The following is a 23,662-nucleotide window of genomic DNA, read 5'->3' on the forward strand; positions in this document are numbered from 1 at the left end:
GATGCCGTTCCTCTTAACGCTCAGCAAGCACATACATGAAGTAGTAGATTGCTAGAGAAGCGTAGAAGCTAGGGGAGGAACTTATTCAATATGCCGCATACAGCGTTAGCCAGTTGGTTCAGAGAGATATATAAAGAAACCGTTACCGCGCAATCGGCGGGAGGTGAGGAGTGGCATTGGCGGGCGCCTCACCCGCTTGCTTCGCGGCCTTCGAGGCCGATAGCACCAGCGCCGCAGTCTGGGCAGGACTCTGCACCGGACCTCGTATCATCCACAGCTCCGCGAATCGCCATCGTCGGAGCAGGTCTTGCCGGCTTGACCTGCGCGTATCGGCTGAAGCAAGCGGGCTTTGCTGCGACGATCTTTGAAGCGGATCATCGTCGGAGCAGCGGCCGCTGCGATTCGAGAAGAGGCGCTTTTGACGAAGGGCAAGTGATTGAACGGGGCGGTATGCTGATCGACACGGGCCATTATGCGCTGCGTAGGCTGATTGATGAGCTCGACCTGAAGACTACGGATCTCATTGCGTCGGAGCTGGCGGGAACGGAGCCGTTTTATTATTTTGATGGACAGCCCTATACGCTAGCTGAAGCTGCCGCTGACTTCAAACAGATCATTCCGAAGCTGAATGCGGATGTGCAGCAAGCCGGCTTCCCGGCTACGTATAGTCAGTACACGCACCGTGCGCTTGAGCTGGACCAGATGTCCGTTATTGACTGGATTGAAGAAAGCGTCCCAGGCGGTGCGAAGTCGAGGCTCGGGAAGCTGATTGATATTGCCTGCAACATCGAATATGGAGCGGAGGCTGAGGAGCAGAGCGCGCTGAACTTTATTTACTTGCATGAACAAGTGGAAGAGGACGACAAGTTCTCGATATTCGGTATATCGGATGAGCGGTATCAGGTCAAAGGCGGGAACGACCAGATTGTGCACCGGCTGATGGACAGGCTTGCACCTGGCAATATTCGCAGAGGTAATCGGCTGATTGCGATTGTGGAGCAGCAGAATGGGACGTATCAACTCAGCTTTCAAGACCGGGGGGGAACGTATGAAATCGAGGTAGATGAGGTCGTGCTGACACTCCCGTTCTCCATCATGCGCAGCTCGGTCGACTACAGCGGTGCGGGCTTCCGGCCGCTGAAGACGGCTGCAATCGAAGAGCTTGGCATGGGGGCAAACAGCAAGCTCCATCTGCAATTCAAGGAGCGATATTGGGCGAGACTTGGCAACAATGGGGATACGATCGCGGACACAGGCTATCAGAATACATTCGATGTTACTCGGGGCCAGCTTGGGGACCATGGCATTCTAGTCCAATATACAGGTGGTCACATCGCGGAAGGAACGAATCTAGGTTCGCCAATTGAGCGGGCACATCGGTTTCTTCAGCAGCTCGAGCCTCTGCTGCCGGGCATTACCGCACAGTGGAATGGGAAGGCAACGCGCGATTATTGGGTGCATAATCCGTTCTCGCTCGGATCCTACTCCTATCGCAAAATCGGCCAGTTTACGAAGTTCGCAGGCATCGAAGGGGAGTCGGAGGGTGTGAAGGGGAATTGCCATTTTGCCGGGGAGCATACGTCGGTTGTCTATCAGGGGTATATGAACGGAGCGGTTGAGAGCGGTGAACAGGCTGCGGAGCGAATTATAAAAGGCGCCAGTCGATCTTCCTAAGATCAGGCTGACGCCTCTTCTTCTATTTATTCGTGCTGTGCTGCTTGTTCTGTAGCTGCTTCGCCGGGGCTTTGGCTTTCTTATTGTGCTCGGCCTTCGACTGCGTATCATTCAATTTGTTTACAAAATCACTCGTTTGATCCAACTGCTGTCCCTCCTTCTATATTTGCGCTTGTTAGTCTGCCCCTGCCAGCGGCAAACATGCAGCTTCGAGCAGTCTATCCGTTGCCGGTTAAGGTATAATACAGGTAGCTATTCACTTGAACTTATAGATCAGAAAAGAGGCTCAAACTCCGTGCATCCTGACTCCTTCCTGTGGGACGTGCCCACGATGCTCGTCCTGTTCGCGCTTGGCCTTGTCGCATCCACCTTCGGCGCAATCGTCGGGCTTGGCGGCGGCGTTATTATTGTCCCGGCGCTGTTGCTTCTCGGTCCGTCCATGCTAGGCATGGATGTGGATACGACGCTCGCTGTTGGCGTCTCGCTTGGCGTACTTGTGTTCACATCGCTCTCGTCGACACTGACCTTCATGCGCGAGGGCAAGACAGACCTGCGCAGCGCACTGTTCTTCGCCATCTCAAGCGGGCCGATGTCGATGGTAGGGGCGAGCCTAACGTCGCTCTTCAATCCGGATACCTTCCGCCGTGCGTTCGGTATATTCATGCTGTTGATGGTTGTACTCTTGTTGCTGCGCAGCCGGATCAGGCCGTACCGGGGAAAATGGCGCTATATCCGCACCTACAAGGATGCTAGCGGAGCGACTCAGCACTACGGCTATAATGCACTTCCGGCACTGTTGATTGGCGGTGTGGTCGGTCTTGTTGCCGGCCTGCTCGGCATCGGAGGCGGCGTGCTGCTCATTCCGGCGATGCTGCTGCTGTTCGGCTTCCCGCCGCATATTGCGACAGCGACCTCGATGGCGGTCATCTTCATCTCGGCATTGCTCGGCAGCGCCGTCCATCTGTACCGCGGGGAGTGGGACTGGATGCTTGTCCTGTCGCTGGCGCCGGGCGCACTGGTGGGCGGCTGGCTGGGCGCGATTATCTCGCGCCGAATCGGCAGCGTGCTGCTCGTGCGGATTATGTGCGCAGCGCTGCTGTTCTTTGCATGCCGCATGATTATGACATAGCTGATTTGAGGCAAACCTTTTCCATATTTCGTTAGTGTTAGGAGGCTCGCGCTTCATGGCTTCTACAATCGGTGTAAGCTTGCTGCAATTGGCGCCGTATGTGCGTCATGTGCACTACAACGAAGGCGACGAGCATTACCGCGTGCCGCGCCGGGTGATCTATGACTATGAATTTATCTACCTCACGCGTGGAAGTGCGCTCTTCACACTTGGCGATGAGGAGTTTCTGCTGCGGGCAGGCGATCTGCATGTCATTCCTCCGTTCACCGTTAATGCGTGTCGGGTACCGAAGGGAGGCTCGTTCTCGTACTACGCCTGCCATTTCGATCCGCTCTATATGGGCGAGGATCAGGATTTCTCCGACGAAATCTATGTTGGCGTCGACTATGCCAATCTGCCCGAAGTGCCGGTGCAAGAAGAGTTGCTTGAGAGGCCGGTGCTAGGCTTCACCGACTTCGAACTGCCATCGTACGTACATTGCAGCGCAGCGCATAAGGTAACCGGACGGTTCGCTGACCTGCAAGGCCTATTCAGTGAGAGGCCGTTTGGCTATCAGGCGAGGATGCGTGCATGCCTGCTCGATATTATTGGTTTGCTGCTCGAGGAGACGCATACGGCAGAGGGGATCAAGCAGGATAGCCCGCATAAGGCGATGATTGCGGAGATGATCGGGCTGATGCGACACGGCAGCGGCAGCGGTGAACAAGCCTCTGAGATTGATATTGAGGGCGTTGCACGCAGCTATGGTATGACGGCTAAGTATGCGCGGACGCTGTTTAAACAAGCGACGGGGCTGTCCTTGACACGCTATCTCGCGACGCTTCGGATGGAGCGGGCGAAGGAGCTGCTGCGACGGGGCGGGCTGTCCATCGCGGAGGTTGCCGCCGAGTGCGGCTATGACGACCTCCATTATTTTAGCCGCCTATTCAAGAAGCTTGAAGGGCTGCCGCCGCGGGCTTATGGCGATTCGCTGCGTGGAACGCCATCGTAGCTATTTTCGCCATTTGTGCAAAAAGAAGCGCTTACGCTCCAAATACACCATCATCCCGTCGATGTAGGATGAACCTAGTGGAACGACCATTCGCTAGGAGGGTATCAGCCGATGAGCAAACCGTATGAAGCAGCCGTCTATTATTTTCCGAATTATCACGTTGATCCGAGGAACGAAGCTTGGCATGGCAAAGGATGGACAGAGTGGGAGCTGACGAAGCAGGCGACGCCTCGGTTCGAGGGCCATGAGCAGCCGAAGGTGCCGCTGTGGGGCTATGAGGATGAAGCCAATCCTGCTGCAATGGCACGCAAAATAGATGCGGCGGCTGACCATGGCATTGACGCTTTTATTTTTGACTGGTACTGGTACGAGGATGGTCCGTATCTGGATCGCGCGCTAGAGAAGGGGTTTCTCGAGGCAGCGAACAGTGATCGCTTGAAGTTCACGCTCATGTGGGCGAACCATGATTGGATTGACATCCATCCGGCACAGCGGAGCAAGCCGTTCAATGTGCTCGCCGAAGGCATCGTCAGCCGGGCGGCGTTCACGGAGGCGACGGATCATATGATCCGCACGTACTTCGGTCGCAGTAACTACTGGCGCGTGGACGGCAAGCTGTACTTCTCGGTCTACGAAATGATGAGCCTTGTCAAAGGGCTTGGCGGCATCGACGCGACGAAGGAGGCACTGGATGACTTCCGCGATCGCGTACGCGCAGCGGGGCTTGGCGAGCTGCATCTGAATGCAGTCGTATGGGGCGTGCAAATTCTTCCGGGCGAGGAGCGAATCTCGAATCCGGTAGAGATGATTACGGCGCTCGGCATCGACAGCGTATCCTCGTACGTGTGGATTCATCATCAGGAGCTGTCGATATTTCCAGAGACGCCATATGCCGAGATTGCGGAGAAGTCAGCGGGCGATTGGGAGAAATTCAGCGCTGCCTACGGTGTGCCGTATCTCCCGAATGTAACGATGGGCTGGGACTCTTCACCGCGCACCATACAGTCCGACGTCTATGAGAATCTCGGCTATCCGCATATGGCCATGATGTCCGGTAACACGCCGGAGCAGTTCCAACAGTCACTTGAACAGATGAAGGAGTTCCTGGACCGCGACATCAACGGCTTCAAGGCGTTCACAATCAATGCTTGGAATGAATGGACCGAAGGCAGTTATTTGGAGCCGGATACGAAGCACGGCATGGCTTACCTAGAGGCAGTTCGTCGCGTATTTGGCGGCAGCCAGTAATGGCTTTCTGCAGTAAGCAAAGAAGGAGCGAGCACACCTTAGCGTGTGCTCGCTCCTTTTGCTTCATTATTTCTTTATTCTATCCAGCTGGCCTCGAGCAGCACCGCTTGCAGCTCTAGCTCCGCTTCCAGCAGGAGGACGCTTGCTTCCGCGTGCTCGTCTGCCTGCAGCGCAGCTTGCAGCTTGGCCATTAGTGCGGCGAGCCGGTCAGCGCCAATGTTGGAGGCGACGCCCTTCAGCGTATGGACATGCAGCACTGCTGACTTCGTGTCGCCTGCAGTGAAAGCTTCGCGCGCCTCATGCAGGCTCAACGCGTGCTTGTTAATGAATAGCCCGATAATTTGGCGGTACAAGGCGCTATTGCCGCCAAGTCGCCCGGCCGCAGTTGCTTGGTCGAGATGCGGCTCAGCCTTAGCGGCGGCAACCTCAGCCTCAGCCGCCTCGGTTGCCAGCTCTAGCTCCTGCGTCCGCTTCAGTACCCGTTGGAGCATGCTGTACAGATCGATGGGGTCGAACGGCTTTGTTAAATAGCCGTCCATGCCGATAGATAGCACTTGATCCTCCACGCCTTTCATGGCATCCGCGGTCATCGCGATAATCGGGATGGTTTTGCCCTCAGCCGATTGGCGGATCGCCTTGGTCGCCTCGTAGCCATCCATCACTGGCATTTGCAAATCCATCAGAATCGCGTCATACCGCCGTTCTTTCGCATAACGGACGGCGATTTCACCATTGCTCGCGACATCGGCTTCGATGCCGACTTCACGCAGCAGCTCTTTGGCAACGAGCTGATTAATCTCGTTATCCTCGACGAGCAGCAAGGTGGCATCCTTCAGTGATGCGAACTGAATCGAATAATCGGATGTCGACCGTTTCGTAGAGAAGTGCGGCCGGAACAGAGTGATGATCTCATTATAAAGCTGGGACTGGCTAATCGGATGAAGCAATGTTTTAGCAACAGAATCCGACTGTGCTGCCATTTGCAGCTCCGACTCATGGTAGGCGCTAATTAAGATGATCGACTGGCTCGGCGACGTGAACGTCTCGTGGATCGTGTCGGCTAGCTGGAGCACGTTCACGCCTTCCAGCCTCCAATCGAGGAAGATCAAATCATACATGCCGCCGCGGGCAATGTTCTGCAAGGCGTCGTCCACACTTTCCGCAGTGCTGACGACGAATTGGAACTGCTCGAGCTGACTGCGCAGCACCTGCTGCATCTGGCTGTCATCACAGATAATAAGGACGCGCAGAAATGTCAGCTGCGGACTGACTTCCTGCACCGAAGCAGCAGATGCTGCAGCCGCAGTGAAAGGCGCCGTAAAAGTGAAGCAGCTTCCATTGCCCACCTTGCTCTCTACCTCAATTGTCCCTCCCATTAGCTCCGCCAGATTTTTGCTAATAATCAGTCCGAGTCCGGTTCCCCCAAATTTGCGTGTCGTTGTCATATCTGCCTGTGTGAATTCTTTGAACAAACTGCCCAGCTGCTCATCGTTCATGCCGATGCCGGTATCCCGAATCGTGAAGGCCAGCATCGACGCTTGATCTCTCTGCGAGATGCGATTGACCGAAATGGTAATTTGTCCTTGCGAAGTAAACTTAACCGCATTATTAGCCAGATTCAGCACAATTTGCAGCACCCGGAAAGGATCGCCCACAAGCATCTGTGGCACATCGGGATGGACGAAGAAGTGGAACCGCAGCCCTTTCTCATTCGCTTTGAAGCTCATCATGTTCGATACATTGTGCAGGACTTCGTACAGGTCGAATTCGACCTTCTCTAGAACGATCTTGCCTGCTTCAATCTTGGAGAAATCCAGAATGTCGTTGACGATGGCGAGCAGGCTCTTCGCTGCTGTAATGATCTTGTCAATATAGCCGCGCTGCTGATTGTCGAGCCGAGACTGCTGCAAAATATAATTCAGTCCGACAATGGCGTTGATCGGTGTGCGGATTTCATGGCTCATCTGCGCGAGAAATTGGCTTTTGGCCCGATTGGAGTCATCGGCTTCCTTCCTTTTCTGCAGATCAGTAATGTTAATCGCGTTCCCTATAATGTCGATTAGCTGTCCGTTCTGAATGACCGGCTGCAAGGTGACATGTACGGCGGTTCCGGCCATTGTCGTCTCATACGAGATGGTCTCGTCGATGGAGAACCTGGCATAGTTCTGGTCCAAGAAATCGGCAAAGTCGTCTTGGAACAGGCTTGTTTCGGCAAAAGATTTATTGAACAGCATGGAAGGCAGAAGTCCGAGATGCTTCAGCAGTTGCCCTTCCGCGAGATTGTAATAGTAGGTACCGTGCTTGCGCTGGAAGCGGAACGTAAGCCCAGGCTGCATACGCAGCATGCTGATCATATCTTGCTCCACTTGTGCGATGCGTTTCTTGTTGTGGTGGTTGTGGATTAAGTAATAGAGAAAGGCTGCGATAAAGAGGGAGTAGCAGGCTTGGCTGATGATGTATGACCAGACGGTCTCTAAGGAAATTTGATTCGTAAGCCATAGCGCGAAGTAGTAGTAATTGAGAAGAAATAATGAACCGATGATCCATCTGGACCAGTAATGCTTGAAACGTTGGAACAGATAACCGGTGCCGATCGCAGCTGAGAAGCCGATCGCCATCTGCAGCGGGTCAATGGAACCTTCCTTCAGGAGGCGTCCGACATAAACAACGATAAGCTCTACAGTCGCTCCAAGCGGTCCCCCGAAGTAAGAGGCCATCATTAGGGCGATGCCCCGCATGTTAAGCGGTGCGTTACTACTAAAGTTGATGCTGAAGAACAGCAAGATAATGCCGAGAAGGCCGAACACCGCGCCTACGGTCAGCTTATATTTCCATGTCGATTTCGGACTGCGTTCATCGCGAATGAAGAAGGGGGAGACGAAGAATAAATAGACCGACAAAATAGCGAAATTGAGTATTAGGTCCCTAAGCATACGCGATTACCTCCGAGTAGGATGTCCTATCTACTGTAACGCATAACGGGATTAGCTGTATAGGACTTGTTTACAAGAGATGGCAGATTTGGAGAGGAAGCAAAAGCAGCTATCGATGAAAAAAATCCCTTCATGCAGAAGGGATCTGGGTACTGCTGTGTATGAAGTTAAGCCAATCTTGGCCCAGCTCTTCTGACGAGCAGGAAGTAAAGCAGGAGGGCACTGACATCCAGCGCGGCAATGATAAGGCCCATCGGGATTGCCGTCCCGCTGCCGGCGATGCCGACGAATGGGGCAACGATTGAACCGAACATGAAGGACATGAGTCCTTGCAGCGCCGATGCACTACCGGCCGCTTGCCCTTGATTCCGCATCGCAAGCGAGAAGCCCATCGTCGAGACCATCCCGACGCTTGCAACGACGAAGAAGAGCGGGATCAGCACGAGCACTAGGCGGGCATGAGCGAGCAGCATGGCGAGCAAGGTGACGCCGCCGATTGCGGCGATGCCAAGGCCTATGACAAGCAGCTTCGCTTCGCTCACGCGGCCTGCGAGACGTCCAGCCACTTGGCTGGCGAGAATGATGCCGAGCCCATTGATGGCGAAGCAGACGCTGAACATCTGCGGCGATACGCCGTAAATATCCTGCAGTACGAATGGCGAGCCAGAGATGTACGCGAACATGGCTGCCATGACAAAGCCCTGCGCAAGCGCGTAGCCCATGAACACGCGGTCGGTCAATAACCGACGGAACGTGATAACCGTGTTCAATATGCCGCCCTGAGCTCTTCGCTCACGCGACAGAGTCTCCGGTAAGCCGAGCAATACGGCGAGGAACATGATAAGTCCGATGGCGGCGAGAACGATAAACACGCCTTGCCAGGTCGTAAAGTGCAGCAGCTGCCCGCCTACTATTGGCGCTGCGATCGGCGCGATGCCGTTAACGAGCATGAGCAGCGAGAAGAAGCGGGTCAGCTCAGGGCCGGTGTACAAGTCGCGCACAATGGCGCGAGCGATGACAATGCCCGCCGAGCCGGCAAGTCCTTGAATGAAGCGCAAGGCGATGAATGTTCCGATCGACGGCGCAATGGCGCAGAGCAGCGAGGACACGGCATACAGGATGAGCCCGATCAGCAGTGGGCCTCTTCTGCCGCGCACATCGCTGATTGGACCGGCGAAGAGCTGGCCGATTGCAAGCCCGATGAGGCAAGCTGTTAAGCTGAGCTGCGCAAGCGAAGTGCTCGTATGCAGGTCGCCCGCGAGCTTCGGCAGCGCTGGCAAATACATATCGAGCGAGAGCGGACCGAACGCGCTGAGCGAGCCGAGCACCGCTGCCGTCCATAGCCGCCGGGAGCGGGGCATGGCAGCGGATAAGCTGGTCGTTGGATCGTTTATCATAGAACGAATAATTCCTCTCTTACGGTGATTAATGCCTTTGCTGGGCAGGCCGATTACAGGATGAAGATCATTATAGAACTGCCCCTATGGACTGTCAACGAATGTGCGTGCGTGCTAGCGAAACGGTGGGAGCGCAGGAGGAATGAACCAAGTGGGAAGCTGGCATACTATCCCTGATTGGCAAAGGGAGGCTTTTCACGATGATGAATTGGCGATCTATGCGTTATACAGGGCTGGCGGCTGTTATGCTATTGTCCTTTACGGCGTGCGGCAAGAACGATTCAGGCAATGTAGCGGAAGCTCCAGGCACGAATCTACTTGAATCCATTAAGGGGAGCGGCGAGATCAAGATCGGGACGGAAGGGACCTATGCGCCGTTTACTTTTCACGATAAGGACGGGAAGCTGACCGGCTTCGATGTTGAAATTGCGGAGGAAGTGGCAAAGCGGATCGGTGTGAAGCCGAATTTCATCGAGACCAAATGGGACGGCATGCTGGCGGGGCTTGATGCGAAGCGGTTCGATATGGTCGCCAACGAGGTGACGATTCGGGAGGACCGTCAGGAGAAGTATGATTTCTCCGATCCTTATATCGTTTCGAAGGCAGTCCTCATTGTGAAGGACAGCAACACGGACATTAAGAAGCTGGCGGATTTGAAGGGCAAGAAATCAGGGCAGTCGCTTACGAGCGACCTTGGCGATATTGCCAAGGGTAATGGAGCAGAGCTTGTGCAGATCGATGGCTTCAACCAAGCGATCGACTTGCTTGTATCAGGGCGGATCGACGCGACAATAAACGATAAGCTGAGCTTCCTCGATCTGAAGAAGCAGAAGCCGGATGTGCCGATTAAAGTGGTAGATGAGACCAGCAACGCGTCGCAGAGCGGGCTGTTGTTCCATAAGGGCAATGCGGAGCTCGTAAGTGCGGTGAACAAAGCTTTGTCAGATATGAAGGCGGACGGGAAGTACCTGGAGATTTCGTCAAAATATTTCGGCGAGGATGTATCGAAGTAAAGAGGGCGGTTAGTCTTTATGAGTGATCGAGAGCGGCTATGGCATATTTTTGTCGATTCGTTTTGGCCTCTGCTGCATGCGGGGATTGCGTTTACCGTACCGCTGACGCTAATTTCGTTCGCGCTCGGCCTGCTGCTTGCGCTAGTAACTGCGCTGGTGCGCATATCTGATTTTCCCGTGCTGACTGCGATAGCCCGTTTCTATGTGTGGATTATTCGCGGCACGCCGCTGCTTGTGCAGCTGTTTATTATTTTCTACGGGCTGCCGAGTTTGGGAATTATTATTGATCCGTTCCCAGCAGCGATTATCGGCTTCACGCTGAGCGTCGGCGCGTATGGCTCGGAGATCATCCGGGCGGCGATTATCTCGATTGCGCCTGGGCAGTGGGAGGCGGCGTTCGCGCTCGGGCAGACAAGGGTGCAGGCGCTGCGCCGGATCATTCTGCCGCAGGCTGCTCGGGTGTCGGTGCCGCCGCTGTCGAATTCGTTCATTAGTTTAGTGAAGGATACATCGCTGGCGACAACGGTGACGTTCATCGAGCTGTTCGGGAAGGCGCAGCAAATTACGGCGGCGGTGTACGAGCCGCTGCTTATTTATTGTGAGGTCGCGCTCATCTATCTCATGCTCTGTACGGTGCTGGCTGTGCTGCAGCGCAGGTTGGAGCGATATTATGAGCGGTTTGAGGCGCGGTAAAAGGTAAAAGGGGAACAGGTGGTGATGAGCGATGGCGATGATCGAGGTGCGCGGACTGACAAAAGCCTTCGGTGAGCTGGCTGTGCTGAAGGGCGTCGATTTGACGCTGGAGCGGGGGAGTGTGCTCGTCATTATCGGCCCATCCGGCTCAGGCAAGTCGACTCTGCTGCGCTGCTTGAATGTGCTGGAGACGCCTTGTTCGGGAACGATTGCGATCGGTGAAGCGAATATGGCGTTTACGAGCGGCGTGAAGGTGAAGCAGGCCGATATGCTTGCGCTCAGGCGGCAGTCCGGGATGGTATTCCAAGCTTATCACCTCTTTCCGCATCTGACTGCATTGCAGAACGTGATGGAAGGTCAGGTTACGACGCTGCGGCGGTCGAAGGAGGAGGCGAAGGAGCGCGCTCTGACGCTCCTTGCGAAGGTCGGGTTGGGGGGAAAAGCAGACGCCTACCCGCATCAATTATCCGGTGGGCAGCAGCAGCGGGTGGGAATCGCGCGGGCGATGTCGATTGATCCGCAGCTGCTCTTGTTTGACGAGCCGACCTCGGCGCTCGATCCCGAGCTCGTGCGGGAAGTGCTGAAGGTCATCCGCGAGCTGGCCAAGGAGGGGCGGACGATGATGATCGTCACGCACGAGATGAAGTTCGCCCGCGAGGTGGCGGACCGAATCATTCTTATTGATGAAGGCGTTATCGTAGAGGAAGGCCGCCCCGAGCAGCTGTTCGGCAGCCCGAAGCAAGAGCGGACAAAGCAGTTTCTGTCGAAGATTATGGAGGTTTATTAGTTCTTCTTATTGGAAAAATAATGAACGAAAAGCTGCATTCTTATTGGATGCGGCTTATTTTTATGCGCCAAATTCCCCCCATTTACGCCTAGTAGTCTAGCGAGTACTCTAATAGGATAGAAATCCTTCTATTTATAACTTTTCCTTATTGGAGACAGGAGACTCGCTATGAAACAAAGCAGATGGAACAAATTAGTAGCTAAAGTAGCCGTCGGTAGTATGCTTCTATCTATGTCGCTTCCGGTTTATGCTTACGCGTCGGATACGCATTCGGACGCTATTCGTTTAATTAGCCAATTATCATTCGATCAGAAGAAAGCGCTTCAGCAAATGAAGCTTGAGCAGCCTGTTCTGTCAACAGATTTAAATACGAAGAGCAGCGCGCCTACGAAGGTTATCGTTGAGTTCAAGCAGGCACCTGCAGAAATCGAAGTATTGAAGCAAGCATCCGAGGGCGTGCGCATCTCTTTGAGAGAGGCTGCTGAGAATGCTGAAGATAATCACGTGACGTTTCAGAAATTCGTGCAGCAGCTTGCCGGCCAGAATGGCGAGGGAGCAACGCCCTTCACAGTTGGCGAAGTCGAAATTACAAGGGAATACCGTCATGCATTCAATGGCGTAGCCATGACGCTGCCGGGCAATGTGATCGAAAGCCTGCTGAAGTCAGGCGTCGTGAAGCATATTTACAAGGACAGTATCGTAAAGCTGGACCCGAAAGAAATGGAGGCACCTACTGATGCGGTGCAGCCGTTAGATGCGCCTTCCGCGAATAATACCATCCCATTGAACGGTATTTATGACCTCCATGCGGCGGGCATTACCGGTAAAGGCATTAAAGTCGGCGTATTGGATACTGGGATCGACTACAATCATCCCGATTTGACAGACGCGTACAAAGGATACCGCGCTCAAGATGGCGTCGATCCGAAGTCAATCGATCCAACAAGTGTCAAAGGCTGGGACGAAGTCGATAACGATGCCGATCCGATGGAAACGACGTATGCCGATTGGCAAGCGTCTGAAATGGAAGAACATCAAGGTGATGGCACCTACTATACGTATCATGGTACGCACGTATCCGGAACAATCGCAGCTCGCGCTATGAACGCTGCGACGGATTCTCCGGCACTAGGCGTAGCGCCTGAAGCTGACCTGTATGTTTACCGCGTATTGGGTCCGTACGGACAAGGCTCAGATAGCGCTATTATGGCAGGTATCGATAAATCGGTACAAGATGGAATGGATGTCATTAACCTTTCCCTTGGTGTAATGGAGAATAACGCGCTCTTACCAGAATCCATTGCGATTAACAACGCCACGCTGCTTGGCGTCGTCTGCGCAGTGGCGGCAGGGAATATGGGTCCCGGTGAGCGAACAGTGACCGCGCCAGGTGCGGCACCGCTTGCACTTACGGTTGGCGCGAGTGACTTCGCGTTGACGATTGCAACGATGACGGGCAGTGCTGCTGATGCAGCAGGCTCCGTTCCACTTAGTGAATTGAAAGTCATGGCAGTCAACTATAACCCACTTGCCGACCTGCTGGACATCGGGCTCCCGCTTGTCGATGTGGGCTTAGCGAGCGCGGCCGACTTTGAGGGCAAGGACCTTACGGGCAAAATCGCATTGATTCAGCGTGGGGATTTAACCCTGAGCGATAAGATCGTGAACGCGGCGAAAGCAGGTGCCGTTGCTGCCATTATGTATAACAACGTAGACGGTGAAATTCCGTTTGTTGGCGACGGTACGGAATACATTCCGACGTTCCGCACGAGCCAAGAAGTTGGGGCGGACTTGAAAGCGATGGTGGAGCCGACGGTTACGTTCAGCTCTATAGGCAGTACCGAGACCGAAGGCGGCCATTTGGCTGATTTCAGCGGCAGAGGCCCGGTTAACGGCAGTAATGACATTAAACCGGACGTTGTAGGACCTGGTGTGAGTGTTTATTCCACCTATCCTGAGTATATTCACAGTCCGGAAACAGGTATTGATTACTCGCATGCGTATGCGCGTATTTCCGGTACTTCGATGGCAACGCCGCATGTAGCAGGTATTGTTGCACTGATGCTGCAGCATCATCGGGACCTCTATCCGAATGAAGACAAGAAGCTGTTTACGCCGTTTGATGTCAGAGCTGCGCTGATGAATACGGCAGATGATCTGAACGGCGATTACTCCGTATACCAAGTAGGCGCAGGCGAGGTTGACGTCACTGAAGCAGTGAATGCAACGGTATCCATCCAAGTGTTGAACACGGCGCGGAGTCAAGATGAGAATGGGCTGCCGATTATGATTGATAACCCGTCAGGTCTGATTAATTACGGCACCTTAGCTCCAAATGAAGGAAAGGATATGAAAGATAGCAGCGAAATGACGATTACGAATAACAGTGATACGGACAAAACCTTTACCCTCTCGAGTGAGTATTATGAGGGAGGTGCTATAAGCGCGACTGCTAACAATGTGACCGTAAACGTGAACGGAACGGACACCGTTACGGTTGAAGCAGGCTCATCGGTTCCGGTGAACGTGAACATTGTCATCCCGATGACGGCGGCTAAAGGCAAATACGAAGGCTATATTCATCTTGCGAATGCGGAGAATGCTGAAGAGCATTATCAGCTTCCATTTGCCATCCGAGTCGTGGAACCGGGTATCAATAGCATGTATATGACAAATCCTGCAATTATGTCGGAGTATCCGGCTGTTGCCCATCCGTTTCAGGATACTCAGAAGTTTATGATGTTCACACTGAACAGTCCGATGCAGGAGATCGATACGGTTGTTATGGACAAGCACGGCAATCCAATCGGCACGTTCACGCCGGAGGTGATCGATGCAACGGACGCTCCGCTTGATCAGGAACTCTGGGTCATGGTAGGGGAGTGGATGTATCCGTATATCGGGGATCCTTCTGACCGAGTTGTTTCACCTGAGCCAGTGCTTCTGGAGGAAGGCGACTATTCACTGAGAATGGTTGCGAAGGATGAACAGGAACGCACCTTTACGAAAGACCAAATGTTTATCATCGATAATACGCGTCCTCAGCTGAAGTTCCTTGATAAACCGCCAGGCGTCTATGAAGTAACGGACTCTATGTTTACGACGGAAGAGTTCGATGGCACGAGCACGGATGCGATTTGGATTCATGCAAACCTGTTTGACAAAGGAACTGCAAAGCTGGCGCCGCTTGGCATTACGCAATCTGCTAACCATCTGTTCTACTATCTGAATACGATCTCGGAATCGTATGATGATTTTAAAGTGGAAGCGAACGGCAATGTGAAGTTCGGCATCACAAGGGACGATCTCATTGATCCGGAAACGCTGCAGGATAAGCCAATGACGCTTGCCCTATTCCCGATTGATTTGGCGACGAATGGCTATCTGATTGCCGATTTCCAGCATTACGGCTTCATTAAAGCAGGCTCGCCTTATGTTGTGCCTGTCTACGACAAGGACAGATTATACGAGGGCGACGAAGTCACAATGACGCTCAATCTGAACAATGTCGAAGATCTCGTGGCAGGTAAGTACGATGTGAGCTATTACCAGTTCATGCAGTTTGAGAATGTGAAGGTCAACGATGCATTTCAAGCCATGGCAGATGCAGCGGGAGCGACCGTCACATTGGATGAACCGATTATTCGTGATGACGAAGTGTGGACGAGCAAGAAGATCGTAAATGTCGGCGCCTCCGTATCCGGGAATGAGTTTGCCGGATTTGACGGCGATACGCCTTTCCTTGATGTGACGTTCAAACTGGTTGATGACGAGAACTACACAGGTCTCGACAAGATGAACATTGAACAGAATATCGAGAAATTCAACTATACGAAGGCTGGAGCGCAAGAGCCTACTGAAATTCCAGTATTTAATCAAATCGACGGCTACCAAGTGATACCGAAACACTCTATGATTCAAGGTTCCGTATACCCTGAAGCCTTAATGACTTTCTATGAAGATGGCCATGGCGAATTGGATTGGTCGAAGGACTTCGCGACAATCGGTGCAAAAGCAACTGCGACAGTAGACGGCCAAACGTACAATGGGGTGATAAGCTCCAATGGCAGCGTAATGTTCGACCAAATCCCAGTCAGCGAGAATAAGACCGAATTCCGTGTTGAAATTCCAGGCCATTTGACGAGCACAGCTTCGGTTAAGCTAGGCAGATCCATGTATGATGAATGGGTTGGAGAGAATGGCATAATGCCACAAATGCTGAACTATGCCGGTGACGTGAACGGCGATGGCATGATTGATACTGCCGATGCCACTGCGCTCCAGAATCAGATGGGCGCGACTGATGATCCCGCCTTGCCGGGAGATCTGAATAAAGATGGCGTTGTAGACGAGACGGATCTGCACTTTGTTGAGAATAATTTACTGCGAGTAGCCGATCCATTAACGCTAACAAAGGCTAGTGAAACTACTGCGCAATTGAAGCTGAAGATGCCTGCAGGCGCAACCGGCGTAAGTCTGGAGCAATCCAGGGACGGTGGCGCGACATGGACGGCCTCTGTTACAGAGGAACCGATTCCGCTTGCCGGCGGGACAGTTACCGTAACGAAACTTTCTCCGGGCAAAGCCTACGGTTTCAGACTACTTGTAACTGGCGGCCCGGAAACGCGGATTTCCGATGTGGTTGCGGTTACGACATCAAAGGCACCGCAAGTTGTCATTCCGCCTGTGCCGGATAATACGGTAACGGTGAGCGACGATGGTGTTGTTCTGACGCCTGGCGCAGGTCAGATTCATGTCGATACATCGGCAGATGGCAAGAAGCATGTAACGGTAGCGCCTAATGCGGCTGATCTTGCCAAGTCGTTCGATATGCTCCAGAAATCTGATGAAAGCAAGCAAACGATCATCATCAAAGTGGAGCAAGAGGCGGATAGCATCGATATTGACTTGCCTTCGGATGTACTTGCTGCTGCGGCAGCATCTAATCCACATGCAGTCATTTCGATCGAGGCCAGCAACTCAAGCTTTAAGCTGCCGATTGGCGCAGCGGACTTGCAGGCCGCTGCGGATAAGCTAGGCTCCGATCTCAGCGGCATGACCGTCACAATCTCGATGTCTACACCAACCGCTGAGCAGCAGAAGAGCATTGACGAAAGCGCTAAAGCACATCACTTGAACGTTGTCAGTGTGGTCAGTTTCATGGTGACGGTTAGCGCGAACGGTAAATCCGAAGAGCTGACGAACTTCGGCAGCATATATGTGACAAGAACAATTGCAGTTGACGGACAAGATAGCGGCAAGTCGTATATGGCTGTACTGATTGATCCGATTACGGGAGAGCTATCCTTTATCCCGGCAACCGTGTCGAATAAAGATGGCCTAGTAGAAGCTTCTATCTTTGCACCGCATGCAAGTCTCTACGGTATAGCCCAATTGGCACCGAAATCGTTTGCCGATGTGGCCGCTCACTGGGCGAAGGATGAAATTGAACTGCTCGCTGCAAGGCAGCTCGTTAAAGGAATGTCTGCAGAGCAATTCTCGCCAGGCAGCACGGTAACGCGTGCAGAATTTGCGGCGTTGCTGGCAAGAGCGCTCGGTCTGGAAATGGTGAACACAACAACGTCATTCACGGATGTACCTGCGGACAAATGGTATGCAACCGCTGTTCACGCTGTTGTAGAAGCAGGCATCGTGAAGGGACGCAGCAAGGACCAATTTGCCCCGAACGCAACGATTACGCGTGAAGAGATGGCGGTTATGCTAGCTGGCGCGCTTAAGTTTGCGGGCAAAGCGGAAGGTGAGCAAACACCGCTTACCTTCACAGATAAAGACAGCATCGCAAGCTGGGCACAGGCTGCCGTTGCACAAGCGGCAGGTGCTGGCATTCTTCAAGGCAATAAAGAAGGCGCATTTGCACCAAAATCAAATGCAACCCGCGCGGAAGCAGCGGTTGTGCTCAAACGTTGGCTGACATCAGTCGGCTTCATAAACTAGCAGGCCAGCCCGTTTCTCCATCATGGAGAAGCGGGTTTTTTGCTATGTCTGCAAGAAATAGGCTCTAGGCACTTATCTGCACCGTACAACTATAAATCAGAGATGTATATCCATACTTGATAGGAGATGGTTTTCATAGAGTTGGGGGTATTGACCAGTACGAGCCATCTGCCATGTACATATACATACAGTACATAACTGCTATAGCAGGCATACGAAGGGAGCGAATCTATGAAAATAGCAGCCTGAGGATGGGCTCTTGCAATTAGGTTCCGAAAGGAGAATAGAAGATAGATTAGAGAATCTTGAAAAGAGGGTAAAGCATGCACGACATCATGGAAATCCTAACCATAAGTATATTCTTCCTGACGATCGGCTTCATTTTCTGGAAACCGAATATTAACGAGGCGATACCGGCCACCGTCGGTGCCGCGCTGGTGATGCTGACCGGAACCGTATCGCTCTCCGACCTCGGGGCCATTACAGAAACCATAAGCGGTGCCGCCATTACGATTATGGCGACCATCGTCATGGCGATCGTACTGGAAAGCTTCGGCTTCTTCAACTGGGCGGCCGAAATTCTGACCCGCAAGTCGCGAGGCTCCGGCATCCGCTTGTTTTGGCTAACGAACCTGTTTTGTTTTCTCATGACACTCTTCGTCAATAACGACGGCAGCATCCTCATCACCACACCGATCCTGCTCATGATTCTGAAGAGCATGGGGCTCAAAAATCATCAGAAAATTCCTTATCTCCTCTCCGGCGCATTAATCGCCACCGCATCCAGCGCGCCAATCGGCGTCAGCAACATCGTCAACCTCATCGCGCTCAAGATTGTCCACATGAGCCTCTACATGCATACCGCGATGATGTTCGTTCCTGCCTCGCTCGGGCTGTTGCTGCTCACCTTCCTGTTATTCGTGATATTCTACCGCACATTGCCGAAGAGGCTGCCTGAAATACCCGCATGGAAGCTAACACCCGGAGGTCATCCGCTTCAAGGGGTGGCACCGCCGAAGGAAAACCGCAATAAACTTATGCGTAATATCCTGATCTTCGTCTTCTGCGTTCGTGTTAGTCTGTTCGTCGCTTCGTTTGTGAATTTCCCCGTATCACTGATGGCGGTGATCGGTTCATCGTTATTGCTCGCCTGGCGCTGGATGTACCTTAAAGTACCGCCGGTCGATATGCTGAAGAAGACGCCGTGGTATATCCTGATTTTCGCTTTCGGTATGTATGTCATCATCTATGGACTGAAGAATATCGGCCTGACCGAATGGCTCATCCACTTCATGCAGCCGCTTGTTTCAGGAAGCCTGCTGCATGCGAGCGTATTGATGGGCGGACTGCTCAGCGTCTTGTCCAATATGTTCAATAATCATCCGGCCTTAATGGTTGGCACACTCACCTTAACGAATATGGGACTCGACCCGCTTACACTTAAAATCTCCTATCTCGCAAGTGTAATCGGAAGCGACATCGGCTCGCTCCTGCTGCCGATTGGTACATTAGCCACCATCATGTGGATGCACATTATTAAGAGAGGTGGCGTGAAAATTACTTGGGGCCAATACTTGAAAGTAACGATACTGGTTATTCCGATTACGGTGCTGTTCACGCTTGTGCTGCTGAACTACTGGGTTACCTGGTTATTTTAACTTTTACAATGGAAAGGGGGCTATTGGTTTGAATGATCTCATGTCGTTAATCGGTGAGAAGGTCGTAATCGAGGTTTCAGGTAAGCGCCCGCTATCGGGCAAGCTGATCGATGTCGGTCTCGATATTGTCGTCTTGCTGCATCATCTGCGGTATCTCTACATTCCGTTTGCTCATGTGCACAATTTGAAGGCAGATGTTTCGTCTGGGGGAGGAAGTGAGAGCGGAGGCTTGCCTGACGAGTCGTCCATCGGGCTGCAAGTGGAAGAGTTGACTACAGCGAAAATATTGCAGGAAGCCAAAGGGCTCTTCGTCGAGATATACGTCAGCGGCAATAAGTCGATACACGGCTATTTGAACGGCGTTATGAATGATTATTTTACACTCTATTCGCCGATATACGGTACAGTCTATGTCTCTTTGAACCATTTGAAATGGCTGATTCCTTATCCAACGTCGCATGTTCCTTATGCACGGAGTACAGGTAATGCACCGATGGGGCAGTCACAGCCGAATCTCGGCAAGACGTTCGAGGATACGCTGAAGAAAGAGGTAGGCAAGATGGCGGTCATTGACCTAAGCGGCGCATCCGAGAGGATCGGCGTTATTAAGCGAGTAACCGGGGGCATCATCGACGTTGTAGATGCAGACGGGAACAGCACACTGCTCAATCTCATGCACGTGAAGACGATGATTGTACCGAAGTAGGCCATGCAGGAGGCTGCGGGTATGAACGCTTTCGTTATGCTCTTATCCTTCAAAAAAAGAGACCTTCAGTAGAAGGCCCGAAAAGAGATTCATGCACACGACAGTTTATGTAAACGAGAGAGAGATAGCGTGAGTAATTTGTCCGCAAAGACAAGCTGGCGCGTTAAAAATAGGTAAGAGATGATTTAGCGGGCTGCTGAGGAGACAGCCCATTTTTTGTTTGCTGGGGGGTGAGAAAAGTTCATCCTCCTGCGATTCGAAAAAGGAGCTTATACTGGGAACAAATTGGAAGAAGGAGTTGAACGAATGTTTAGAAGAAGTTTGGCGATTCTGCTTATCGTAATGACCGCCCTCTTCTTTACTGGAGTGTCCGTACTTGCGGAGGCGCCAGCGGACGGACCACAGACTTGGAGCGTTGCCGTCGGTAACGGGAATGACGCGGCCGGCGCTTCGATCGACATGTTTTTCCCAGGTACGACTTATGTGCATGAGGGGGATACAGTCGCATTCTCCAACGGAGGCAATTATCCGCATACCGTTACCTTTCTTGGGGACAAAACGATTGGTGAAGTCATGTCCGATCCGAATTTCAATCTCGCAGCTCCTACAGCACCAAGCGGAGAGGTATACAATGGACAGTTTTTAAGCTCCGGCTTTCTGTTTCCCGGCGCACCTGGGACGTACAATATCACATTTACGAACAGTGGGGCTTATGTCTACCTTTGTCTGATCCACTCCAATATGAAAGGGACGATTGTCGTTCTGCCTAAAGGCACAGCGATTCCATCGAAAGAAGAGCAGTCGGCCACGGCGCACCAGGAGGAGGCTGTGCTGCAAGTGGAAGCTTCAGCCGAGCCGCATGATGCCGTCTATACGGCAAACAAGGACGGCAGCCTGACGTATAACGTCGAATTGGGCACACCGAGTGCGAGCATGAACGTCATGCGGATGGTTCCGGATGTTGTTGTCGTGAGCGAGGGGGATTCGGTGACGTGGACGAATGTGAACCCTTATGAGCCGCATATGGTGACGTTTAATAAACCGGATAACGTCGATGTTGTGGGCGATCAAGGCGTTAACCCCGCCTATATGGGTCCGGTTGGATCGGCGATATTCGACGGAAAAGGCATTCGGCACTCCGGCATGATGATGCAGAATCAAACGTACACGCTCAAATTTACGAAGACAGGAACGTACGTATACGAATGCTACATGCATTCATTCATGATGATGAAGGGCACGGTCATCGTCGTGCCGAAAGCGTCCGTTAAGCTGACCGTCAACGGCAAGGCAATCATCGGAACTGCTGCAAAAGCGCAGTGGATAAACGGCAATCTGCTCGTAGCTGCGGATTCATTCGCCAAAGCTTTCGGCGGCAAAGCAGTGTGGGATAAGAAGGCGAGGCTATGGGTCGTGACCGCGAACGGAAAAACGATTAAGGCCGCAGCGTATGTCCTCAAAGGAACGCCTTACGTATCAGCGGAGGCTGTGGTGCGGGCAATCGGGGGCTCGTATGCCTGGAACGAGACAACGCGAACCTTTACTGCTACCGCGCACAAAGTCACGGCAACGCCTAAAGGTTCAGATATGCCGGGAATGAGTCACTCTTAATTTGGGCTAAGGAGAGAATACTATGACGCTATCTCAGGTGAATCGTTATTTTGCGATGTGCGGCATCGCGAGCCTGCTCGTAACGATTGCATGCTTCTTCGGAAACGCAGCAGGGAATGACGGGACCGACGCATTCGATTATTTGACCATCCTTGCTTGGATACTTGTCTTGTTCGGGTTATTCGGTTCGTACTTCAGCCAGATCGAAAGGCTAGGCGCTCTTGGTTTCGTCGGCTTTCTTGGCCTCACGGCATCGACGATTGGGGTCATCGGCACCGTCATGCTCCATAACTTTGCATTTCCAGTTATTGATAGCCTGCATTCAGGCCTCGTGGCAGACGATCTCTTAGCATCAGATCTTCCGTCGCCAATCAGCGACGCTCTTCTCGCTTCCTCATACACGTTCACCGCAGGACCGGTTCTGTATGGGCTCGCAATCCTGTTAAGAAGCACAACGGCACGTTGGCCGGGAGCATTGCTTATTATCGTCGGCCTCTCGTCCGGGATTGCGAACTGGGTAGGGATACTCGGCCTTATTAGTTATATTGGCTTCCCAATCGCTGCCTTCTGGATGGGGGTACAAATGCTGCGCAAATCAAGCTCACTGGAATGAAACGAACGGTTCCTTTCCCGGTTAAGGGAGAGGAACCGTTTGCTGTTGTCCGATATCCGGCTCGCCGTGCTGCTCCGTTTCGAATCCGGCGGACTCTGCGGAAGACCAGTGCCATGCTTTCAACGAGGTCAGGACGATGCTTGCGCAAAAGAAGTAATACCATTTGTCGTCCATCGGTGGAGCAAGCAAAGCGATAATCGAGAGTAAATAGAGAATGCCTGCCCACTTGGCATGCTTGCCGAATCGCAACAGCGCAATGCCATATAACAGCAGCCCCGCGTTAAACGCAATAAAGGAGCCTGCCATACCCTGGATGAACGGGAAAATATGATTCGCGGGTTCTGGAACAGCCTCTGCAGGTATGAGCTCGGGATGAATCGGGGCGATGAATGTGCCGCACCAATTAATGCCGAATGCGAGCTGGGCTCCTGTAATCAGCGCGATACTAGCAATGAAACCGAATCGACCAAGCCGGTTTGCCTGCGTGATATATAGGGCAAATAAGCCAAGCAGGATAAGGCTGCTTCCGATTAATGCCGCTGCATGCAATCCGATAGAATCCGGCTGCACATACAGCCAGGTAAGGGCGATTAGCTTCACAATCGAGCCAAATAAGCCAGTGGCTATTAAGCGGCGCACGACTTTTCTCGTCATCTGCTTCACCGGATCGTGACGCCAGCTCGCAAGGAGGATCCAGATCATTGCGGCGGAGAAGAAGTAGGTGTTCTTATCATCAATTGGCGGTGCAAGTCCCGCAGGAATCGATAGAAGGAATAAGATTCCGGACCATTTGGCAAAAATGCCAGAGCGCAATAGCGCGATGCCGTATAGCAGCAAGCCGACATTCAAAGCAAGAAACGAGCTCTCCATGCCCTGAAAGAGCGGATATGGAGGGCTTGTCGCGTTAACCGTGTTCGTAATGCCGAGATCCCCGTAAATCGGGCTGACGAAGGCTACCGACCAGTTGAGGCCGAGGCAAAAAATATAACCGGTAGTCAAGACGACGAAGGCGATGAAGCCGAGTCGTCCGAGCCGTTCCGCCTGGACGAGATAGGAAGCGGCAAAGCCGGGCAGGATCAGACAAAAGGCAATGATCTCGACGATGTTCGGGTAGATCGACGAAGAATCGAAATACTCGTATGTAACCGCACCAGCGAGAATCAGTGAGCCTATGATGCCAATCCATGTAAAGCCTTGAATGACCTGCTTTAAAGTCATCGTACATGCCCCTCTCTAATGCATGGAAAAATAAGG

General features: G+C 52.7%; 16 protein-coding genes. 12 read left to right on the forward strand and 4 right to left on the reverse strand.

Annotation, left to right across the window (positions count from 1 at the left end; translation table 11 throughout):
• Positions 1–90 precede the first annotated feature (90 nt).
• Complete coding sequence (locus BMY11_RS10545) at positions 91–1,674, forward strand: flavin monoamine oxidase family protein (RefSeq protein ID WP_090574945.1); 1,584 nt, start codon at positions 91–93, stop codon at positions 1,672–1,674.
• Between the two features lie 22 nt (positions 1,675–1,696).
• Here the strand turns inward: BMY11_RS10545 and BMY11_RS10550 are convergent, their stop codons facing one another.
• Complete coding sequence (locus tag BMY11_RS10550) at positions 1,697–1,819, reverse strand: DUF4023 family protein (protein ID WP_090574948.1); 123 nt, start codon at positions 1,817–1,819, stop codon at positions 1,697–1,699.
• A 150-nt stretch (positions 1,820–1,969) separates the two neighbouring features.
• On the opposite strand from BMY11_RS10550, the gene BMY11_RS10555 reads away from it, so the two are divergent.
• The 3 genes from BMY11_RS10555 (at position 1,970) to BMY11_RS10565 (ending at position 5,042) form a co-directional block, all read left to right on the forward strand.
• Positions 1,970–2,803 carry a sulfite exporter TauE/SafE family protein gene (locus BMY11_RS10555; RefSeq protein ID WP_256217402.1) on the forward strand — a complete coding sequence of 278 codons (834 nt, stop codon included), beginning with the start codon at positions 1,970–1,972 and terminating at the stop codon, positions 2,801–2,803.
• Between the two features lie 55 nt (positions 2,804–2,858).
• On the forward strand, positions 2,859–3,794 hold the full coding sequence (locus BMY11_RS10560; RefSeq protein WP_090574951.1) for an AraC family transcriptional regulator: 936 nt from the start codon (positions 2,859–2,861) through the stop codon (positions 3,792–3,794).
• A gap of 111 nt (positions 3,795–3,905) precedes the next feature.
• Positions 3,906–5,042: a glycosyltransferase WbsX family protein gene (locus BMY11_RS10565; protein ID WP_090574955.1), complete on the forward strand. Its 1,137-nt coding sequence runs from the start codon at positions 3,906–3,908 to the stop codon at positions 5,040–5,042.
• A gap of 74 nt (positions 5,043–5,116) precedes the next feature.
• Here BMY11_RS10565 and BMY11_RS10570 read toward each other — a convergent pair whose 3' ends face one another.
• Together BMY11_RS10570 and BMY11_RS10575 are read right to left on the reverse strand one after the other, a co-directional pair.
• A complete protein-coding gene (locus tag BMY11_RS10570) occupies positions 5,117–7,975 on the reverse strand; it encodes a response regulator (protein WP_090574958.1) in 2,859 nt (952 codons plus the stop codon).
• A gap of 167 nt (positions 7,976–8,142) precedes the next feature.
• On the reverse strand, positions 8,143–9,372 hold the full coding sequence (locus BMY11_RS10575; protein WP_090574961.1) for a multidrug effflux MFS transporter: 1,230 nt from the start codon (positions 9,370–9,372) through the stop codon (positions 8,143–8,145).
• Positions 9,373–9,575: 203 nt separating this feature from the next.
• Here BMY11_RS10575 and BMY11_RS10580 point away from each other — a divergent pair, with 203 nt between their 5' ends.
• From BMY11_RS10580 to BMY11_RS10615, 8 genes are all read left to right on the forward strand, one after another.
• Entirely contained in the window at positions 9,576–10,385 is an 810-nt protein-coding gene (locus tag BMY11_RS10580) for an amino acid ABC transporter substrate-binding protein (RefSeq protein WP_256217417.1), read from the forward strand.
• An 18-nt stretch (positions 10,386–10,403) separates the two neighbouring features.
• Entirely contained in the window at positions 10,404–11,078 is a 675-nt protein-coding gene (locus BMY11_RS10585) for an ABC transporter permease subunit (RefSeq protein WP_090574964.1), read from the forward strand.
• A gap of 37 nt (positions 11,079–11,115) precedes the next feature.
• Positions 11,116–11,865 carry an amino acid ABC transporter ATP-binding protein gene (locus tag BMY11_RS10590; RefSeq protein ID WP_090575699.1) on the forward strand — a complete coding sequence of 250 codons (750 nt, stop codon included), beginning with the start codon at positions 11,116–11,118 and terminating at the stop codon, positions 11,863–11,865.
• Between the two features lie 168 nt (positions 11,866–12,033).
• Positions 12,034–17,820: a S8 family serine peptidase gene (locus BMY11_RS10595; protein WP_090574967.1), complete on the forward strand. Its 5,787-nt coding sequence runs from the start codon at positions 12,034–12,036 to the stop codon at positions 17,818–17,820.
• Positions 17,821–18,143: 323 nt separating this feature from the next.
• The gene (locus BMY11_RS10600) at positions 18,144–19,478 is read left to right on the forward strand and encodes an arsenic transporter (protein WP_090574969.1); all 1,335 of its coding nucleotides are present in this window, start codon (positions 18,144–18,146) and stop codon (positions 19,476–19,478) included.
• Positions 19,479–19,506: 28 nt separating this feature from the next.
• Complete coding sequence (locus BMY11_RS10605) at positions 19,507–20,184, forward strand: hypothetical protein (protein ID WP_090574972.1); 678 nt, start codon at positions 19,507–19,509, stop codon at positions 20,182–20,184.
• Positions 20,185–20,490: 306 nt separating this feature from the next.
• Positions 20,491–21,795 (forward strand): plastocyanin/azurin family copper-binding protein, encoded by a 1,305-nt coding sequence (locus BMY11_RS10610; protein WP_090574975.1) that lies wholly within the window; start codon positions 20,491–20,493, stop codon positions 21,793–21,795.
• Positions 21,796–21,817: 22 nt separating this feature from the next.
• A complete protein-coding gene (locus BMY11_RS10615) occupies positions 21,818–22,408 on the forward strand; it encodes a hypothetical protein (RefSeq protein WP_090574979.1) in 591 nt (196 codons plus the stop codon).
• A gap of 21 nt (positions 22,409–22,429) precedes the next feature.
• Here BMY11_RS10615 and BMY11_RS10620 read toward each other — a convergent pair whose 3' ends face one another.
• Complete coding sequence (locus tag BMY11_RS10620) at positions 22,430–23,626, reverse strand: hypothetical protein (RefSeq protein ID WP_090574982.1); 1,197 nt, start codon at positions 23,624–23,626, stop codon at positions 22,430–22,432.
• Between the last annotated feature and the right edge of the window lie 36 nt (positions 23,627–23,662).

Source organism: Paenibacillus sp. OV219 (genome assembly GCF_900110075.1).
In the GTDB taxonomy this organism is placed as follows: domain Bacteria; phylum Bacillota; class Bacilli; order Paenibacillales; family Paenibacillaceae; genus Paenibacillus_Z.

What these genes read in the sequence shown, in the direction of transcription:
- BMY11_RS10620 (WP_090574982.1), bottom strand. Translation starts at nt 23,626, where the DNA reads ATGACTTTAAAGCAGGTCATTCAAGGCTTTACATGGATTGGCATCATA.
- BMY11_RS10545 (WP_090574945.1), top strand. Translation starts at nt 91, where the DNA reads ATGCCGCATACAGCGTTAGCCAGTTGGTTCAGAGAGATATATAAAGAA.
- BMY11_RS10595 (WP_090574967.1), top strand. Translation starts at nt 12,034, where the DNA reads ATGAAACAAAGCAGATGGAACAAATTAGTAGCTAAAGTAGCCGTCGGT.
- BMY11_RS10575 (WP_090574961.1), bottom strand. Translation starts at nt 9,372, where the DNA reads ATGATAAACGATCCAACGACCAGCTTATCCGCTGCCATGCCCCGCTCC.
- BMY11_RS10585 (WP_090574964.1), top strand. Translation starts at nt 10,404, where the DNA reads ATGAGTGATCGAGAGCGGCTATGGCATATTTTTGTCGATTCGTTTTGG.
- BMY11_RS10570 (WP_090574958.1), bottom strand. Translation starts at nt 7,975, where the DNA reads ATGCTTAGGGACCTAATACTCAATTTCGCTATTTTGTCGGTCTATTTA.
- BMY11_RS10590 (WP_090575699.1), top strand. Translation starts at nt 11,116, where the DNA reads ATGATCGAGGTGCGCGGACTGACAAAAGCCTTCGGTGAGCTGGCTGTG.
- BMY11_RS10580 (WP_256217417.1), top strand. Translation starts at nt 9,576, where the DNA reads ATGAATTGGCGATCTATGCGTTATACAGGGCTGGCGGCTGTTATGCTA.
- BMY11_RS10610 (WP_090574975.1), top strand. Translation starts at nt 20,491, where the DNA reads ATGTTTAGAAGAAGTTTGGCGATTCTGCTTATCGTAATGACCGCCCTC.
- BMY11_RS10600 (WP_090574969.1), top strand. Translation starts at nt 18,144, where the DNA reads ATGCACGACATCATGGAAATCCTAACCATAAGTATATTCTTCCTGACG.
- BMY11_RS10615 (WP_090574979.1), top strand. Translation starts at nt 21,818, where the DNA reads ATGACGCTATCTCAGGTGAATCGTTATTTTGCGATGTGCGGCATCGCG.
- BMY11_RS10565 (WP_090574955.1), top strand. Translation starts at nt 3,906, where the DNA reads ATGAGCAAACCGTATGAAGCAGCCGTCTATTATTTTCCGAATTATCAC.
- BMY11_RS10560 (WP_090574951.1), top strand. Translation starts at nt 2,859, where the DNA reads ATGGCTTCTACAATCGGTGTAAGCTTGCTGCAATTGGCGCCGTATGTG.